This window comes from Aurantimonas sp. A3-2-R12 (assembly GCF_036016755.1).
Lineage (GTDB): Bacteria > Pseudomonadota > Alphaproteobacteria > Rhizobiales > Rhizobiaceae > Aurantimonas > Aurantimonas coralicida_A.
This window is the reverse complement of sequence record NZ_JAYXIH010000006.1, coordinates 24,200-41,136: the sequence shown is the minus strand read 5'-3', so window position 1 is coordinate 41,136 and position 16,937 is coordinate 24,200. Positions and strand designations below refer to the sequence as shown.

Here is a 16,937-nt window from a genome sequence, read left to right as displayed (position 1 = left end):
GCTGTCAGTCTCCGGTCTGAGGAAGGTCGGCGAGCGATGGCAGGGCGGCGAAAGCGAGCGCGTCGTTCTCGCCGCGCGGCGCCTCGGCAGTCCGCACGCCGTGGCGCAGCTTCGCCGAACGGGCGCGCGGGTTGCGCGCCGCTTCCGCATCGGAGGCGGCCAGCGCCTTGTTGCGGGCCTCGAAAGTCTGCGTGGCGGGAGCGATGTCCGGCAGGTGTCGCGATCCCGACGGCGGCGACGAGCGATCGCGCAGGAAGCGCTTGACGATGCGATCCTCGAGCGAATGGAAGGTCACGACAACGAGACGACCGCCGGGCTTCAGCACCCGCTCGGCCGCGACCAATGCGCGAGCGAGCTCGCCCAGTTCGTCATTGACGAAGATACGTAGCCCTTGAAAACTGCGGGTTGCGGGATCGATCCGGTCCTTGGGCGAGCGCCCCACTACCCGACCGATGACCGCGGCAAGATCGAGGGTCCGGGTGAACGGCTTTTCCGCCCTGCGCGCCTCGATCGCCCGCGCAACGCGCCCCGCCTGCTTCTCTTCGCCCAGGAATCCGAGAACGCGCGCCAGATCGCCCAGCTTCAGCCGGTTGACGACGTCAGCGGCGGTCGGCCCGGATGCGCCCATACGCATATCGAGGGGTCCGTCCTTCTGGAAGGAAAAGCCGCGCTCTGCCGCGTCGATCTGCATCGACGACACGCCGATGTCGAGCACAATGCCGTCGACGGCGCCGCCATGATTTTCAACGATCGTCTCAAGGTCGCCGAAGCGTCCCTCGACCATCGTCATCCGGCCGTTGTAATTTTCGGCGAGCCTGCGTCCGGTCGCCACCGCCGAAGGGTCGCGGTCGATGGCCACGACACTGGCACCGCTATCCAGAATGGCACGCGTATAGCCGCCCGCGCCGAAGGTGCCGTCGACGATCGTCTCGCCCGGCTGCGGGGCAAGTGCCGCCAGAACCTCGTCGAGAAGCACCGGAACATGACGAGCCGGTCCGCCAACGACAGGATCCTCGCCCCCGCCGTTGCCCGCCATCATTCCGGTGATCCCGCTGACGTGCCGACCGAACCACGCGCCGCCAAAAGACGCGCCCTCGCTTCGGCCCGGTACGCCTCGAACCGCGACGGCTCCCAAAGCTGGAAGAAATCGCGGGCACCCACGAAGGCCACCTGATCGGTGATCCCCGTATGCGAACGCACGAAGTCGGTCATGGTGATCCGCCCCTCGCTGTCGAATTTCAGATACATCCCGTCGCCGAAAGCGAAGACCGACAAATCCTGAAACGTTTCGCTGAACGGGCTGGTCGCATCCATCTGCCGCTCGAAACGCTCCAGGAGATCGGGACCGCCGACATCCATCACCGGCTGACCGAGACTGCGCATGGCAAACAGTTCGCGAATGCCGCGCGTCGCGATCACCTGCCGAAACGCGGCCGGCACCGACACGCGCCCTTTGGCGTCGACATTGTTCACCCAGTTGGAGAGAAACCGGTCCATCAGTTCGCGAATGCTTTGAAGCGACCGGTTCGCATTCCATCAAGACCCCCGCTCGCCCGCCGCCCCACCGACACAGCTCCGCCACGGCGAAGGGTGCCATACAGCACTCGTCGCGAGCCTCGGATCGTCCGAGGCCCGGCCTGCGATGTTCGAAATGGGGCACTGACCGAGCCCCTAATGATGGATTACCGGATAGCATGGGCACTCTTGGGCGTCAATGGGATTGACCTACACAACGCCTGTTGAAAGACATGCCCAATTTTTAAACAATCACTCTTAACGTCCTATTAATATTGATATTTTGGCAACTTCACGCATTGCCCCCACAGCATCACCGCAGTCTGGTGACGGGCCTCCGGGGTGGGGGCCGCAGTCTCACGAAGGCAGCGAAAACAAAGGATTGCAGACAAATTCACGCGCGGTGTGGGCGCGTCCCAAAATTCAACCGGAGCAGTTCGGTCGCGACTGCCGGTAGCGGCGCTGAAATTCGCCAGAAACGTAGAAAAGAAAGAGCCAGTCGGCCTGTAAGCCGGGTTCTGTAGGCGGCAAAGCCGCCTGGCGACCATTCCTCTGGGACGGTCCTTGCGAACCGCCTCGAGCAACCCACCCGGACGACAGGCCCGGAGAAGGGCTGGCGATATCACCCGAAGGCGAACCGCCGCGTCGTCCCTATTCGGTCTTGCTCCCGGTGGGGTTTACCGTGCCGCTGCCGTTGCCGGAAGCGCGGTGGGCTCTTACCCCACCGTTTCACCCTTACCCCGCCAATACTGCGGCTCCGCTGCCGAGCGTCTTGCGCGGGTCGAGCCGCACTATAGGCGGGGCGGTCTGTTTTCTGTGGCACTTTCCCTGGGGTCGCCCCCGCCGGACGTTATCCGGCACCGTTTCTCCGTGGAGCCCGGACTTTCCTCCCCCGCCGTCTTTCGACGTATGACGGGAGCGGTCGCCCAGCCGACTGGCACGCCGTAGGTGTCCGCGCGAGGAACGGAAGTCAATGGGAAAGACAGTAGGCGTTGCCGGAATGCTGGCGACGCCGCCACCCTGTTCAATTTTCAAGCGCCCCCAAAAACGCAAAACACCCGGCGCCCCCACGCCGGGTGTTTTCCATTCGAAGCGATGACGAAGCGGCTTACGCCCGCGCCATCTCCACCTTGACCTTCGAGCAATAGCGCTTGGACACTGGGTTCATCCGCTTGGCGTAATGGCCCGCATTGTATTTGAGGATCGTGCCGCAGGTGGTGCCGCCGCCGCGCTTCACCGCGCCGGCCAGGTAGCGCATGCCCCATTTGATGTTGGTATCGGGATTGTAGAGCGCCTTCGTGCTGCCCTTGTAGCCCATGCCGCGCGCCGTCGCCGGCTTGATCTGCATCAGCCCGACCTCGCCGGCGGCGCCGGTCACCTTGGCGCGGTAGCGGCTTTCGACACTCACCACGGCATGCGCCAGAGCGATCGGCACGCCATTGGCCTTGGCATGTTTGGCGATGATCGCGGCATAGGGCCGCTCGGAAAGGCGCTCCAGCGAGGCCACCTGAACCCCGGCGGTCTCGGCGTGTTCGGACTCGGTCTGATGAGCGAAGATGGCAGTGGTCTGGCCGAGGAAAATCGTCGCGGCGAGCGCCGCGGCAGTCAGTCTAAGCATGAATACCCCAAATTGATCGAAGGCCGCCCAACCCCTTGTGCAGGCGGCTTTTACCCCTCGCCACAAATGCATCGCGGCTTCGGCGAGCCGTGGTGTGCAGCGCAATATGATCGGGAATGTGGCATTGCTGTCACGCAACATTTCATATTGAAATATTGCGTCCCGGATCAGGCGACGCTCGGTGCCCTAGCATCCCGGTCGAAGGGTGAACGGGGCAAAGCCGTCAGCAACCGATGCAGGGTCTCGATCGTCGAAGCGTCGGCGACGCCGTCGACCCGTTCGGGACGAAAATGACGCTGGAAGGCGACCGTCGCGAAATGGGTCGTATCCTCGAATACGCCGTCGATCGGCACCGCGTAACCGTAGGCGGCCAGCAGCGACTGATAGGCGCTGACTGGCTCGCCCCGATCACCCCGGCCGAAGAATCGGCCACCGCGCAACGGAGCCGGCACGACGAAGTGTCCGATGCCCGCAAAAAAAAGTTGATCCCAAGGGAACTTTTCGCCGGGATCTGATTTCCGCGCGGGCGCAATGTCGGAGTGTGCCAGCACGAATTCAGGCGGAATCGGCCAGCGGCCGACACATTCCCTGCATAATTCGATGACGGAGGCGATCTGCGCGGCGGGAAAATCCGGGTAGCCGTTGCCATGACCGACATTGACGATCTCGATGCCGATCGAACGGGAATTGACGTCGCCGCGTCCCCGCCAACTGCCTTCGCCGGCGTGCCATGCGCGTTGCTCGTCGGGCACCATCTGGACGACGCGGCCGTCCTCATGCACGAGATAGTGGCACGACACCCCGCTTTGCGGATCGCACAGCCAACGCACCGCGCCCTCGCCCGTGCCCATCCCGGTATAGTGGAGGATCAGCATGTCCGGGCCGCCCGACAACCGGCGTTCGGTGTGGTTGGGCGACGGCCGGATCTCGTCGATGCGCGCGACGTCGGGTTTCAAGCCGCGGTCTTTCCCGAGATGGAGTGATAAGCGGCGTTGATCGCCTTCATCCGTTCCGTTGCGATGAACATGAACTCGTCCGGTACGCCGCGGGCGGACAGCCGGTCGGGATGGTTCTCGCGCACCAGCGACAGATAACGCGCGCGGGTCTCCGCCGGGGGCGCGTCAGGATCGAGCCCGAGCACCGCATAGGGGTTCTCGGCACCCAGGATATGGCGGTTCTTGATCCGGGCGAATTCCTGCTCAGTCAGACCGAAGATCCGGCCGATCTCGGCGAGGAACGCCAGCTCGCGCTCATGCACCAGGCCATCCGCCTTGGCGATGTGGAACAGGCCGTCGAGGACATCCGCCAGCAACTGGCAATCCCCGTCCTCGTCACGGCACAAAGCCCGCAGACGCGCGGCATAGATCTCGAAGCCGGCAATGTCCTCCTGGGCAATGTCATAGAGGCGAAAGACATTGCGCATTTCCTCGGGCGGAATTTCAAGTATCTGCCGGAACGCGGTGATTTCCTGCTGGGAGACGATGCCGTCGGCTTTCGCCATCTTGGCGGACAGGGCGATCACCGCGACACCGAAGGCGACCCGGCGGCGGGTCTCCCGGTCGCCGCCGAACAACGCCCGGATGCTTTCCAGAATCGCCTCAAGACTGGCTCGGCCACCGGCCGGGATTGCCTGGAGCAGGGTATTGAGGTTGGATAATATCTGCATTGCGGAGGCTCGCCGCCCTTTGTCGATTCGCAATTATCGGCGATTGCTCCCGGCGAGGCAAATGCCACACCGCACCCTGCCGCCATCAAGGCCGGGATCGCTCGTGACCCTGTAAATGACGCCGGCAAGCTTCGGTCAAGCTCACTTTGATCTGATCGGAGTGAGATTGCGCAAATTTCGTCCTGGATTGCGTCGGTGCGCCCCGATCGGCTTGGCAGCCGTCCGCGTCCATTGCCAGACTCGCGAACGCCTACGCCGGCGCCACTTGCGATTTGCCCCAACCCGCCATCATGATGGCCCCCTCGAACCGATCCGAGCCGACGATGAAGCCTTTTTTTCCAACCCACCCGGCCCCATCGACCCGAGCGCGCCGCGGTCTGGGCAGGCAGGCGCTTGTCCTGGCCGGCATAGCGGCGGCGCTGCTGGTCGGCGGCTGCCGCTCCACCGCCCTCGACGTCAAGGAGCTCGGCCTCACTGGCATGGCCGCTGAGTCGGCCTATCAATACCCGGTCCACGGCATCGACATCTCGAAATATCAAGGCGCGATCGACTGGGACGCGGCCCGCGACAGCGGTGTCGCCTTTGCCTGGCTGAAGGCGACCGAGGGCGGCGACCGGGTCGACGAACGGTTTGCGGAAAACTGGCGGAAAACCCGGGCGGTCGGCATACCGCGCGGCGCTTATCATTTCTGGTATCATTGCCGGCCGGGCATCGAGCAGGCACGGGCCTTCATCAACGCCGTCCCAAAAGATCGCCTGGCGCTGCCGCCGGTGATCGACATCGAATGGACGCCCTTCTCGCCGACCTGCACCAAGCGCCCGCCCCGCGAGGATCTGGTCCGCGAGGTAACGGCAATGGCCGATGCCCTCGAACGCCATTATGGCCAGCGCCCGCTGCTCTACATCCCGATCGACGTGCATCGCGACCGGCTGGTCGGCGCCTTCCCGCGCCATGAGGTCTGGGTGCGAGCAGTGCGGGATCATCCCGACAACGTCTATGAGAACCGCCGATTCCGGTTTTGGCAATACACCGAGAAGGGCACCGTGCCGGGCATAAAGGGCGAGGTCGACCGCAACGCGTTCGCCGGAACCCGCGAGGACTGGAAAAAGTGGCTGGAAGCGAATCTCTCGCGCTGAATTTCTTCAATCCGCCATCTTGAATGGCTACTCGGCGTGCGCCCTCGCCGTCTTTAGAGAAAAGGATCCCCGCGATGCTTCGAGCCCGCCGTCTTGCCCTGACCCTGACCTTGCTCCTGTCGGGCACCAGCCTCGCGGCGGCGCAGCAGTGCGGCGGCGACTTTTCGCAGTTCCTCGACGGGGTCCGGGCCGAGGGGCTCGCTAAGGGCTTGTCGCCGGCTGCCGTCGATACGGCGCTCGCCGGCATGCGAATCGACCAGAAGGTGCTCGCCGCCGACCGGGCGCAGGGCGTCTTCGCCCAGGATTGGCAGCAATTTGCCACTCGCATGGTCAATGGTCACCGGCTGACCCAGGGCAAGGCGAACCTTCAAAAATACGCCAGCGTCCTTGCCCAGGTGGAGGCAGAGACGGGCGTTCCCGGTCCGGTGATCGCCGCCTTCTGGGGGTTGGAGACCGACTACGGCGCTGTGCTCGGCAATTTCGACACGCTGGCGGCTCTGGCGACGCTCGCCCATGACTGCCGGCGGCCAGAGTTGTTCCGCCCGCATCTCATCGGCGCGATCGAGATCGTCGATCGCGGCTACCTCACCCCGTCGGAGATGAAGGGCGCCTGGGCCGGCGAGATCGGCCAGACCCAGCTTCTGCCGGAGGAATATATCGCCTTCGGCACCGACGGCGACGGCAATGGCCGCGTCGATCTGCGCAAGGATGCCGCGGACGTCCTCGTCACCACCGGCAAATACATCCAGTCGCTCGGCTGGCGCGGCGGCGAGCCGTGGCTGGAAGCCGTGCGAGTGCCGGCAGCTTTCCCCTGGGACCGTGCCGCCCTCGTCAACAAGGAACCGCGCTCCAGCTTCGCCGCGCTCGGCGTCGCCAAGGCCGATGGTTCGCCGCTACCCGCCGACGAGCTGCCAGCGGCGCTGATCCTGCCGATGGGGCGCGGCGGCCCGGCCTTCCTCGCCTATCCGAACTTCGACATTTATCTGAAATGGAACAAGTCGCTGGTCTACTCGCTGACCGCGGCGTATTTCTCCACCCGCCTCGCCGGTGTCCCGCCGATCGACATGGGCCATCCGCAGCCGGGCCTCGACCTCGATCAGACCAAGCGACTGCAGCAGCGACTCGTCGAGCTCGGCCATGATGTCGGCGGCGTCGACGGCATCCTCGGCGAGAACACCCGCTCGGCCGTGCGTCGCGAGCAGCAGCGGCTCGGTCTTCCGGCGGACGGTTGGCCGACGCGGGATCTCCTCTCGGCGCTCTGAGGCTCGTCCGGGTCGCGGGTTCCTTATTCCCGGCGACCCGGCTTCTTATTTTTTCGCCGATGCTCTCGACGACCTTTTTCGGCCCTCCCTACTAGACGACCGGTCTAATCGACCCAATATGTTGGCCATGACCGATACCCGAACGCATCTTCTGACCGTTGGAAGAGGGCTCGCCGCCCAGCGGGGATTCACGGCCGTGGGGCTTCAGGAACTTCTGAAGGCGGCCGCGGTGCCGAAGGGGTCATTCTACCATTACTTCCCCTCCAAGGAGGCCTATGGCTGCGCGTTGCTCGAAAGCTTCGTGAAAGGCTACAAGGCCGATCTCACCCACACACTCGACAACAACGCCCTGTCGGCGAACGAGCGCCTGCTTGCCTATTTTTCCGACTGGCGGCTGAAACAATGCAGCTCCCGGTCGGAGGATCGGTGCCTTGTGGTCAAGCTGTCCGCCGAGGTCGCCGACCTGTCGCCCGGCATGAGCGCGATCCTGCAGGACGGGATCGGTGCCATCGTGGCCAAATTGGCCTCGGTTCTACGCCAAGGCGCCAGCGACGGGTCGATCGGCCCGACCGACGATCCGCAAGCCCTTGCCACGACCCTTTACCAGATCTGGCTCGGTGCGAGCCTCATGGCCAGTCTGGCACGGGACGGCTCTCCCTTCGAGGTCGCCATGGCGGCGACCGAGAGGCTGATCCGTCGGCCCTGAAACTGTTTCGTGCGCCGGGCGAATAACCGCGTGCCCTCCCTTACATTCCAATCGAAAGCTGATCATGTCCCAGACCGACAACGCCAACCGCCGTATCGTCCTCGCCGAGCGCCCCAAGGGCGAGCCGACGGACAGCACACTCAAGCTCGAAAGCATCGACATCCCCGCTCCCGCGGATGGCCAGATGCTGTTGCGCACCGAGTTCCTGTCGCTCGATCCCTATATGCGCGGCCGCATGAGCGACGCGCCCTCCTATGCCCCGCCGGTCGCGGTTGGCGAGGTCATGGTCGGCGGCACGGTGTCAAAGGTCGTCGAATCCAAGCTGAAGGGTTTCGACACGGGCGACTGGGTGCTCAGCTTCAATGGCTGGCAGGACTACGCGCTGTCGGACGGCCAAGGCGTAACGGCGCTGGGCCGCGATCCCAAGCATCCATCCTGGGCGCTCGGCATCATGGGCATGCCCGGCTTCACCGCCTGGGCGGGGCTCACCCAGATCGGCGCGCCGAAGGCTGGGGAAACCCTCGTCGTCGCCGCGGCTACCGGTCCGGTGGGCGCCACGGTCGGCCAGATCGGCAAGCTCATGGGCTGCCGCGTCGTCGGCATTGCGGGCGGTCCCGACAAGTGTGCCTACGCCGTCGACACGCTCGGCTTCGACGCTTGCATCGATCACAAATCCGGGGATTTCGCCGAACAGCTGAAAGCCGCGACGCCTGACGGCATCGACATCTATTTCGAGAATGTCGGCGGCAAGGTCCTCGACGCGGTCGTGCCGCTGCTCAATATCGGCGCCCGCATTCCGGTCTGCGGCCTGGTCTCGCAATACAACGCCACCAGCCTGCCCGACGGGCCGGACCGGATGAACTGGCTGATGGGCCAGATACTGCGCAAGCAGCTCACCGTGCGCGGCTTCATCATCTTCAACGACTTCGTCCACCTCTATCCCGAATTCGCCAAAGCGATGAGTGCGTGGATCGAAGCGGGGAAGATTCACTACCGCGAAGAGATCATCGACGGTCTCGAAAACGCACCTCAGGCCCTCTTCGGCCTGCTCAAGGGCGAGAATTTCGGCAAGCGGGTGATCCGCGTCGGCAACACGAAATAATCAATCTCAAGGATAGACACATGAACATTCTGATGGTCCTCACCTCCCACGACACCCTCGGCGACACCGGCGAAAAGACCGGCTTCTGGCTGGAGGAATTCGCCGCGCCCTATTACGTTCTGCGCGACGCTGGCGCCAAGATCACCATCGCATCGCCAAAGGGCGGCCAGCCGCCACTCGACCCGAAGAGCGATGCGCCGGACGCCCAGACCGAAGCCACCGAACGCTTCAAAAAGGACGAGGTGGCACAACAGGCGCTCGCGTCGACCGTGAAGCTCGCCGACATCGACGCGGCGGACTTCGATGCCGTCTTCTATCCGGGTGGCCACGGCCCGCTCTGGGATCTCGCCGAGAGCGCCGACAGCAAGCGCTTGATCGAGGCGTTCGCCGCCAGCGACCGCCCGGTCGGCGCAGTCTGTCATGCCCCGGCGATCTTCCGCCACACCACCGGAATTGACGGCAAGCCGCTGGTTTCCGGCCGCCGTGTCGCCGGTTTCACCAACAGCGAGGAAGAGGCCGTCGGGCTCACCGACGTTGTACCATTCCTGGTCGAGGATATGCTCAAGGCGAATGGCGGCCTTTACGAAAAGGGCGCCGACTGGGGCTCTTATGTCGTCGTCGACGGCAAGCTCGTGACCGGCCAGAACCCGGCCTCGTCCGAAGAGGCCGCGAAAGAGTTGCTAAAGCTCCTGAAATAAACCGAACCGCTGCCCTCCATCGGCCCCTCGCGGTCGTTGGAGGGCGGCATCCGGCTGGAAATGACGGGTGGCGTTTCGGGCGAGACGCTAAGGGGAACGGTGTTCGTCGCCGTCATCGGGAACCAAATGCTGCAATGCAGCATTCCTCCTTCGCATTCACCGCACTCGCGTTCTTCTCCCAAACCGGGGGCTCCGGGCGGCGGGCTCCTCCCCACAGGATTTCAATCCATGAAACCACTTTCCAAGGCCACCATGATGGAGGCGACCCGTCTGACCCGAAACGGGCAACTCCAGGAAGCGATGGCCCTTCTGCAAGGGTTGAGTTCGGACGAGGCCTCGTCGGCCGCGGGTTTCGACGCACAGCACGACAAGGATCGCCGGCCTGCAGGTGACCCAGCTTCCGTCATCGACATCACCCCGCCCGCCGTGGCTTCAAAGACCCGGACCGCATCACCTTCCCCGGACAGAGACCCGCGGATCGAGCCGAAAAAATCCGCGATCCCGCAGGTACTGCGTGGATTTCTCGACCGGATCGGGACGCAAGGGTTCGAGGGTCTCGGCGGTTCGCCGGTCGCTCCCGACACAGGTCCCTTGCCCGAGGGTGCCCGATTTTCCGCCCGCACCTACGCCAACGCGGCGGGAAGCCGCGACTACAAGATCTATGTTCCGAGCGGATATAATGGGCAGGCAGTGCCACTCGTCGTCATGCTGCACGGCTGTACCCAGTCGCCCGACGACTTCGCCGCCGGCACACGGATGAACGAGTTGGCCGAGGAGCAGACCTTCCTGGTGGCATATCCCGCCCAATCCCGCTCGGCCAACACCTCCAAATGCTGGAACTGGTTCAATGCGGGCGATCAGGAGCGCGATCGCGGCGAGCCGTCGCTGATCGCCGGCATCACCCGACAGATCATCGACGAATTTTCCGTCGAGCCGGAATGCGTCTACGTCGCCGGCCTGTCCGCTGGTGGCGCCGCGGCGGCGATCATGGGGGCGACCTATCCCGAGCTTTTCACCGCCGTCGGCGTGCATTCGGGCCTCGCCCGCGGGGCCGCGCGCGACATGGGGTCCGCCTTCGCAGCGATGCGCAAAGGCGCCGCCCCCGACTCCCAGACGTCGCGGTCCGGCGGCTTCGTCCCGACTATCGTTTTCCATGGTGATCGCGACGCTACCGTCCATCCCGTCAATGGCGAGCATGTGATTGAACAGGCGAAGGCCGCCGCCGGCGTCCAGACCGAGATTCGTCAGGGCGAAGCCCCCGGCGGGATACGCTATACCCATACGATCCACGCCGACGAAGAGCGAGGGGCGACGCTGGAACATTGGGTCCTGCATGGCGCTGGCCACGCATGGTCCGGCGGCAGTCCCGCCGGTACCTATACGGAGCCGAAAGGCCCCGACGCCAGCCGCGAAATGCTGCGGTTCTTCCGCGAGCAAGCCGGGGCAACGCGCGGCTGAACGCCACGACGGAGCGGTACGCTAAAAACCATGCAGGATGCCGGGCGCAACCAGTGGCGCCCGGCATCCCGTAATACCGACAAGCCTACTGGCGACCCGCGCTGCCGCCCATGGGTGACATGAAGGCCTGCAATTCCTCGATCGCGACCTTGCCATTCGCGTCGGCATCGACCGCCTTGAAGACCCGCGCCTGCACGGCCTGGACCTCCTCGAGCGACAACGCGCCATCGCCGTCGGTATCGAGCAGGATCATCATCATCCGCATCATGTGAGCGTCGCCCATGCGGGGACCCATCATACCGCCCGGCATGCCCCACCGCTCGTCGTCGCTCTCCGAGCGCTGCCGCCCCGGCCGCATTTTGCTGTCGTCCTCCTCCGCACGTTCCGACCGCTGCCCGCCCGGACGCATCATGTCGTCGTCCTGCTGCTGCATCATCTTGCCTGTTCGATCCTGCTGTCCGGCGGCGCCATGGTTCTGGTCGCCTTTGGCGGCCATGGCGCTGCCGGCCAGGATCAACGCGGATGTCGTCAACGCCATTATCGACTTGAACATCGGTGGTCTCCCTTTGATCGCCGGCACGGCCGGCATCGAGCCTCGTTGCCGGGCACTGTCACGCGCTAAACCGAGTCTGAGGTTCGTCCGAGACCGCGATTGGCGACATAGGCGATGATGACGTTATCGGCTTTGTGGCCTGCCGCGGCATTGACGCAAATCAAAGCTTCACGCGATGCTGTAATCATCCAGCGGCGCCCTTGACCCTCCAGTAGGGACAAGGTCTATGTCCCGCCGCATTCCAAGCGGCGTTATGCGCCGGCAATCTTGTAACGGCGGTTCGATGCTCACCCTTCCCACTCTCGGCGTCCTGACCTATCCGCAGATCGACCCGGTCTTTCTCGATCTCGGACTGGTCCAGTTGCGCTGGTACGGCCTGTCCTATGTCGCCGGCATTCTCTGCGGCTGGCTTTACGGGCGCTATCTCGTCGGCAACACCAAGCTCTGGCCGAACGGCGTCTCGCCGATTACCAAGACCCATATCGACGATTTGATCCTGTACCTCACCCTCGGCATCGTCATCGGCGGGCGATTGGGCTCCGTGTTCTTCTACGATTTCGAACGATACGCCGCCGAACCGCTGGCCATCTTCAAGGTCTGGGAGGGTGGCATGGCCTTCCACGGCGGCCTCATCGGGGTCTTCGTCGCCATGCTGATCTTCTGCCGGGTCTATAAGGTGCCAGTATGGAGCCTGATCGACGTGGTCGCCGCATCGGTGCCGTTTGGGCTATTCTTCGGACGCATCGCCAACTTCATCAATGGCGAGCTGTGGGGCGCCCCGACGAGCGTCTCCTGGGCGATGGTGTTCCCCGACGCCCCCGATGCGCTGCCCCGGCACCCGAGCCAACTCTACGAGGCGGCACTTGAGGGCATCGTGTTGTGGCTGATCCTCAGGATTGCCACCCATCACTTCAAGATGCTCGGCCGCCCCCGCTTTGTCGGAGGATTGTTTCTGTTCGGCTATGGCTGCGCCCGCATCTTCGTGGAGCTGTTCCGCATGCCGGACATGCAGCTCGGCTATCTGTACGGCGGCTGGCTGACCATGGGCATGGTGCTGTCGATCCCGATGCTTCTGATCGGCATCTGGGGCATGGCGACCGCCAAGCCGCGCGCCTACGAGCCGCGTTCCGTGGAGGACGCGGGAACCGGCGCCGCACAATCTTGAACCCGCTCGCCCGCAAGATCGCGGAGTTGATCCGCATCGAGGGGGCGATCGGCCTCGATCGCTATTGGGACTTGGCGCTGTTCGACCGCGAGCACGGCTATTACGCCGCGCGCGAGCCGTTCGGCCGGACCGGCGATTTCATCACCGCGCCGGAGATCAGCCAGATGTACGGGGAACTGATCGGCGCCTGGATCGCCGCGGCGTGGCGCGAACACGGCTCCCCAGCTTCGTTCCTGCTCGCCGAGATCGGGCCGGGACGCGGCACGCTGATGGCCGACATCCTGCGCACCTTGCGGTCGGTCGCCCCGGACTGCCTCAAGGCCGCCAAGGTCCGATTGGTGGAAACCAGCGACCGGCTCGCCGCCGAGCAGATGACGACGCTCGACCGGTTCGATCTGCCGATCCGCAGGGTCAGACGGATCGCGGATCTGGAACGGGAGCCACTGCTTCTCGTCGCCAACGAACTCTTCGACGCACTCGCCATCCGCCAATTCGTCTTCGACGGCGAGAGCTGGCGCGAGCGCTGCGTCGCCGTTGCCGATAGCGGGCGGTTCGAGTTCGTGCTGTGCCAGGCAAGGTCGGAAACGCCTGGCAAGATCGCCGCGACTTTGCCGCACCCGCCGATGGCCGGCGCGGTCCTCGAAGTCTCGCCGGCGCGCGAGACCCTGGCGGCGGCCATCGCCCAGCGCCTGGCCGAGGACGGCGGTGCCGGGCTGTTCATCGACTACGGCCATGCCGCGACCGGCTTCGGGGACACGCTACAGGCGATCCACGGCCATGCCTTCGCAGATCCGCTCGACCGGCCGGGCGAAGCGGACCTCACCAGCCATGTCGATTTCGCGCGGATCGCTGCGCCGTTTCGACATGCAGGGCTGGCAGTCTCTGCCGCCGCGCCCCAGGGTGAATGTCTGCTCGCCCTTGGTCTCCTCGAACGCGCCGGCACTCTCGGCAGTGGAATGGACGAGGCGGGGCAGGAGGAAATCCGGGCCGCGGTGGCGCGGCTGGCAGGCACCAGCGAGAAAGAGATGGGGATTCTTTTCAAGGTATTGTCAGCGTCTTCTCGCCCATTGTCTTTACCGCCTTTCGGGCTGGCCGGGGTCGATTGACGCCGCATTGACTTCGCCCGAACCCTCCACCACCATCCCGCGCCATGTCCGATACCCGAGCAAGCCCCGCTACTCCCCTCGCCGATACGGCGATCATCCGCTCGGACCGCCTGACCGGTGCCGGGTGCGTCAGCCATGCCTTTTTCACGCGCCTCGGCGGGGTATCGGAAGGCATCTATGAGGGTCTGAACGTCGGTGCCGGCTCGAACGACCGGCGCGAAGATGTCGAGGAAAATCGCGCCCGAGCGGCCGCCACGCTGGGCGCGACACCGGACAATCTCGCGACCCCTTGGCAAGTCCATTCCGGAGAAGCCGTCGTGGTCGATGGACCGTTCACGGGGGAACGACCACGCGTCGACGGCATCGTGACCGGCCGCCCCGGGCTCGCCATCGGCGTCGTGACCGCCGACTGCGGGCCGGTGCTCTTCGCCGACCCGAGGAACGGCGTGATCGGCGCCGCCCATGCCGGCTGGCGCGGGGCGCTCGGCGGCGTCCTCGAAGCCACGGTCGCGGCGATGGAGAGAGCCGGCGCGGACCGGGACTCGATCGCGGCCGTGCTGGGGCCGACGATCACGCAGCCCAACTACGAGGTGGGCGTCAACATGATGACCGAGTTCCTCGACGGCGACGCGACGAGAGAGCGCTTCTTCCTCGGCGGAGCCTCGCCCGACAAACGCCAGTTCGACCTGCCGGGCTTCATCCTGGCGCAATTGCGGGCCAGCGGGGTCGCCGCGAGTTTCGTCGGCACCTGCACCTACGCCGACCCCGACCGTTTCTTTTCCTACCGGCGCACCACCCATCGCGGCGAGCCCGACTACGGCCGCCAGCTATCCGCCATCGCTCTGAGAGGCTGACCGATGCTGCATTTCGGACGGGACGAATTCGAGGCCCGGCGGGACCGGCTAATCCTCGAAATGGGCGAGCAAAAGCTGGATGCGATGATGCTGTTCGCCCAGGATTCGATGTATTGGCTGACGGGTTACGATTCGTTCGGATTCTGCTTCTTCCAGTGCCTCGTGGTGAAAGCGGACGGCGAGATGCGCCTTTTGACCCGCTCGGCCGATCTTCGCCAGGCTCGCCATACGTCGATACTCGATGCGATCACGGTCTGGCGTGACCGAGGCAGCGCCGATCCCGTCATCGAGCTGCGCGACATGCTGGACGAGATGGGTTTGCTCGGGGCGCGCATCGGCGTCGAATGGGCAACCCACGGGCTTACCGCAGCCAACGGCCAGCAGGTTGGGGAACGGCTCGGCTCGTTCGCGACACTGAAGGACGCCTCGACGCTTATCCCGATGTTGCGGGCGGTCAAGAGCCCGGCCGAGATCGACATGGTCCGCGAAGCCGCGCGCCTCGCCGACGACGCCTTCGACGCGGCCCGGCCGCTGATCCGGCCGGGGGCGGACGAGGCCGAAATCCTCGCGGCGATGCAAGGCGAGATCCTTCGACAGGGAGGCGACTATCCCGCCAACCCCTTCATCGTCGGGTCCGGCCGCGACGCCCTGCTCTGCCGCTACAAATCCGGCCGTCGAAAGCTCGACGAAGCGGACCAGCTGACCCTCGAATGGGCCGGCGTCAAGGCCCAGTACCACGCGGCATTGATGCGGACCGTGATCGTCGGTAGGCCCTCCGACCGGCACCTCGAACTGCATGCCGCCGCCCGCGAGGCGCTGGAAGCGGTGGAGGCGACCATGCAGCCCGGTCATACGTTCGGCGATGTCTTCGACGCCCATGCCGCCGTCATGGAGGCGCACGAGCTGGCGCGCCACCGGCTGAGCGCCTGCGGCTATTCGCTCGGCGCACGCTACGCCCCGTCCTGGATGGACACGCCGATGTTCCATTCCGGCAATGCGGCGGTCATCGAGCCAGGCATGACGCTGTTCGCCCACATGATCATCATGGATTCCGATAGCGAGACCGCGATGACGCTCGGGCGCACCTATCTGACGACGACGGCCGAGCCGGAGCCGCTATCGCGCCTGCCGCTCGATCTTATTGTTCTGTAAAGCACAACAATCGAATCGCGCGCATCGACCGGGCCAAAGCGTCATTTTCGAGGGTTTTTTAAGATTTCCCTGCAAGAGGTTGCTGACGTTCGACTGGTGGAAACGCCAGACCTGACAACGGCAAGGGAACAGCTCCCGTGAAAACCCGCAACGCCCGTCGCGCGCCGGTCATTGCCGTCAGCCTTTCCGCGGTCCTCACCGCCTGTACCGGCGTCGACGGCACCATCGGCATGGGACAGAATGGCCCGGTGCCGAGTATCGACATCGGTTCAACAAGCATGCTCGGAGCGCCCGTGGGCTCGATGTCCGCGGCAGCCGGCGATAGCATATGGGCACCGCCGCCCGCGCCGCAGGCCCAGTATCCGGTCGCGGCTTATCCCGCCACCGCCTCTCCGGCCGCAGCCTATCCGCCTGCCGCGTCCGAGCCGCTCACGCCCCGGCGTGCCGCGGTCGCGTCCGCGCCGCTCGCTCCTCCTCCCACAACGCTCGCATCCGAGCCACTCGCCCCGCCGCCGACTCAAGTGGCCGCCACCCCACCGCCTGCGGCTATGCCCGCCTCCGCCACCGCCGCAGTCCGAACCACGGGCGAAATCCAATTCCTGCCACTTGTCGGGGCGCCTCAGGACAAGGCCGAATTGCTCGCCCGCGCGCTCTCCGACACGGCGGCGGCGCAAGGCCTGCGGATCCGGCCCGCCTCGGAATCGGTCGCGGATGTTCGGCTCAAGGGCTATTTCTCGGCGTTCAACGACGGCTCCACGACCACGCTCGTCTATGTCTGGGACGTGCTCGACGCCAACGACCAGCGCATCAAGCGCATCCAGGGCCAGGAGACCATTCCCGGCAAGACGGACGACCCCTGGGCCGCGGTTGATCTGACCACCTTCCAGACCGTCGCCAGGCGGACCCTCAGCGAGGCCTCGGAATTAGCGCCCCGCGCTGGCTGAGC

17 protein-coding genes and 1 other RNA gene are annotated in these 16,937 nt (G+C 65.1%); 11 read left to right on the top strand and 7 right to left on the bottom strand.

The features are described from left to right. Positions 1 to 4: 4 nt before the first annotated feature. From rsmH to VSX60_RS04870, 6 genes are all read right to left on the bottom strand, one after another. The gene (gene rsmH / locus VSX60_RS04895; RefSeq protein ID WP_327623030.1) at positions 5 to 1,039 is read right to left on the bottom strand and encodes a 16S rRNA (cytosine(1402)-N(4))-methyltransferase RsmH; all 1,035 of its coding nucleotides are present in this window, start codon (positions 1,037 to 1,039) and stop codon (positions 5 to 7) included. Beyond that, positions 1,036 to 1,497 (bottom strand): division/cell wall cluster transcriptional repressor MraZ, encoded by a 462-nt coding sequence (gene mraZ, locus VSX60_RS04890; protein ID WP_327623029.1) that lies wholly within the window; start codon positions 1,495 to 1,497, stop codon positions 1,036 to 1,038. The genes rsmH and mraZ overlap by 4 nt, the downstream gene beginning before the upstream one ends. Positions 1,498 to 2,006: 509 nt before the next feature. Then, an RNA gene (rnpB, locus tag VSX60_RS04885) (RNase P RNA component class A) lies at positions 2,007 to 2,453 on the bottom strand. A 170-nt stretch (positions 2,454 to 2,623) separates the two neighbouring features. Further along, positions 2,624 to 3,133, bottom strand: a complete 510-nt coding sequence (locus tag VSX60_RS04880; RefSeq protein ID WP_327623028.1) for a lytic transglycosylase domain-containing protein — start codon at positions 3,131 to 3,133, stop codon at positions 2,624 to 2,626. A 167-nt stretch (positions 3,134 to 3,300) separates the two neighbouring features. Continuing rightward, positions 3,301 to 4,089 (bottom strand): peptidoglycan recognition protein family protein, encoded by a 789-nt coding sequence (locus tag VSX60_RS04875; RefSeq protein WP_327623027.1) that lies wholly within the window; start codon positions 4,087 to 4,089, stop codon positions 3,301 to 3,303. Continuing rightward, the gene (locus VSX60_RS04870; protein ID WP_327623026.1) at positions 4,086 to 4,799 is read right to left on the bottom strand and encodes a DnaJ family molecular chaperone; all 714 of its coding nucleotides are present in this window, start codon (positions 4,797 to 4,799) and stop codon (positions 4,086 to 4,088) included. The genes VSX60_RS04875 and VSX60_RS04870 overlap by 4 nt, the downstream gene beginning before the upstream one ends. A gap of 323 nt (positions 4,800 to 5,122) precedes the next feature. Between VSX60_RS04870 and VSX60_RS04865 the strand changes: the two genes are divergently transcribed. The 6 genes from VSX60_RS04865 to VSX60_RS04840 all read left to right on the top strand — a co-directional run bounded on the left by VSX60_RS04865 (position 5,123) and on the right by VSX60_RS04840 (position 11,161). Continuing rightward, on the top strand, positions 5,123 to 5,935 hold the full coding sequence (locus VSX60_RS04865; RefSeq protein WP_327623025.1) for a glycoside hydrolase family 25 protein: 813 nt from the start codon (positions 5,123 to 5,125) through the stop codon (positions 5,933 to 5,935). A 74-nt stretch (positions 5,936 to 6,009) separates the two neighbouring features. Continuing rightward, complete coding sequence (locus VSX60_RS04860; protein ID WP_327623024.1) at positions 6,010 to 7,197, top strand: lytic murein transglycosylase; 1,188 nt, start codon at positions 6,010 to 6,012, stop codon at positions 7,195 to 7,197. A 127-nt stretch (positions 7,198 to 7,324) separates the two neighbouring features. Beyond that, on the top strand, positions 7,325 to 7,903 hold the full coding sequence (locus tag VSX60_RS04855) for a TetR/AcrR family transcriptional regulator (protein WP_327623023.1): 579 nt from the start codon (positions 7,325 to 7,327) through the stop codon (positions 7,901 to 7,903). 64 nt (positions 7,904 to 7,967) lie between these two features. Beyond that, the gene (locus VSX60_RS04850) at positions 7,968 to 9,005 is read left to right on the top strand and encodes an NADP-dependent oxidoreductase (RefSeq protein ID WP_327623022.1); all 1,038 of its coding nucleotides are present in this window, start codon (positions 7,968 to 7,970) and stop codon (positions 9,003 to 9,005) included. A gap of 20 nt (positions 9,006 to 9,025) precedes the next feature. Then, positions 9,026 to 9,703 carry a type 1 glutamine amidotransferase domain-containing protein gene (locus VSX60_RS04845; protein WP_327623021.1) on the top strand — a complete coding sequence of 226 codons (678 nt, stop codon included), beginning with the start codon at positions 9,026 to 9,028 and terminating at the stop codon, positions 9,701 to 9,703. 228 nt (positions 9,704 to 9,931) lie between these two features. Continuing rightward, positions 9,932 to 11,161 carry an extracellular catalytic domain type 1 short-chain-length polyhydroxyalkanoate depolymerase gene (locus tag VSX60_RS04840; RefSeq protein WP_327623020.1) on the top strand — a complete coding sequence of 410 codons (1,230 nt, stop codon included), beginning with the start codon at positions 9,932 to 9,934 and terminating at the stop codon, positions 11,159 to 11,161. An 85-nt stretch (positions 11,162 to 11,246) separates the two neighbouring features. Here VSX60_RS04840 and VSX60_RS04835 read toward each other — a convergent pair whose 3' ends face one another. Further along, positions 11,247 to 11,714: an EF-hand domain-containing protein gene (locus tag VSX60_RS04835; protein ID WP_327623019.1), complete on the bottom strand. Its 468-nt coding sequence runs from the start codon at positions 11,712 to 11,714 to the stop codon at positions 11,247 to 11,249. Between the two features lie 283 nt (positions 11,715 to 11,997). Between VSX60_RS04835 and lgt the strand changes: the two genes are divergently transcribed. The 5 genes from lgt (at position 11,998) to VSX60_RS04810 (ending at position 16,935) form a co-directional block, all read left to right on the top strand. Then, positions 11,998 to 12,879, top strand: a complete 882-nt coding sequence (gene lgt / locus VSX60_RS04830; RefSeq protein ID WP_327623018.1) for a prolipoprotein diacylglyceryl transferase — start codon at positions 11,998 to 12,000, stop codon at positions 12,877 to 12,879. After that, positions 12,876 to 13,985: a class I SAM-dependent methyltransferase gene (locus VSX60_RS04825; RefSeq protein WP_327623017.1), complete on the top strand. Its 1,110-nt coding sequence runs from the start codon at positions 12,876 to 12,878 to the stop codon at positions 13,983 to 13,985. Before lgt ends, VSX60_RS04825 begins: the two co-directional genes overlap by 4 nt. 44 nt (positions 13,986 to 14,029) lie before the next feature. Continuing rightward, positions 14,030 to 14,839 carry a peptidoglycan editing factor PgeF gene (pgeF, locus tag VSX60_RS04820; protein ID WP_327623016.1) on the top strand — a complete coding sequence of 270 codons (810 nt, stop codon included), beginning with the start codon at positions 14,030 to 14,032 and terminating at the stop codon, positions 14,837 to 14,839. A 3-nt stretch (positions 14,840 to 14,842) separates the two neighbouring features. Beyond that, positions 14,843 to 15,991, top strand: coding sequence for a M24 family metallopeptidase (locus tag VSX60_RS04815; protein ID WP_327623015.1), 1,149 nt, complete (start codon positions 14,843 to 14,845; stop codon positions 15,989 to 15,991). 137 nt (positions 15,992 to 16,128) lie between these two features. Further along, positions 16,129 to 16,935, top strand: a complete 807-nt coding sequence (locus VSX60_RS04810; RefSeq protein ID WP_327623014.1) for a hypothetical protein — start codon at positions 16,129 to 16,131, stop codon at positions 16,933 to 16,935. The last annotated feature ends 2 nt before the right edge of the window (positions 16,936 to 16,937 follow it).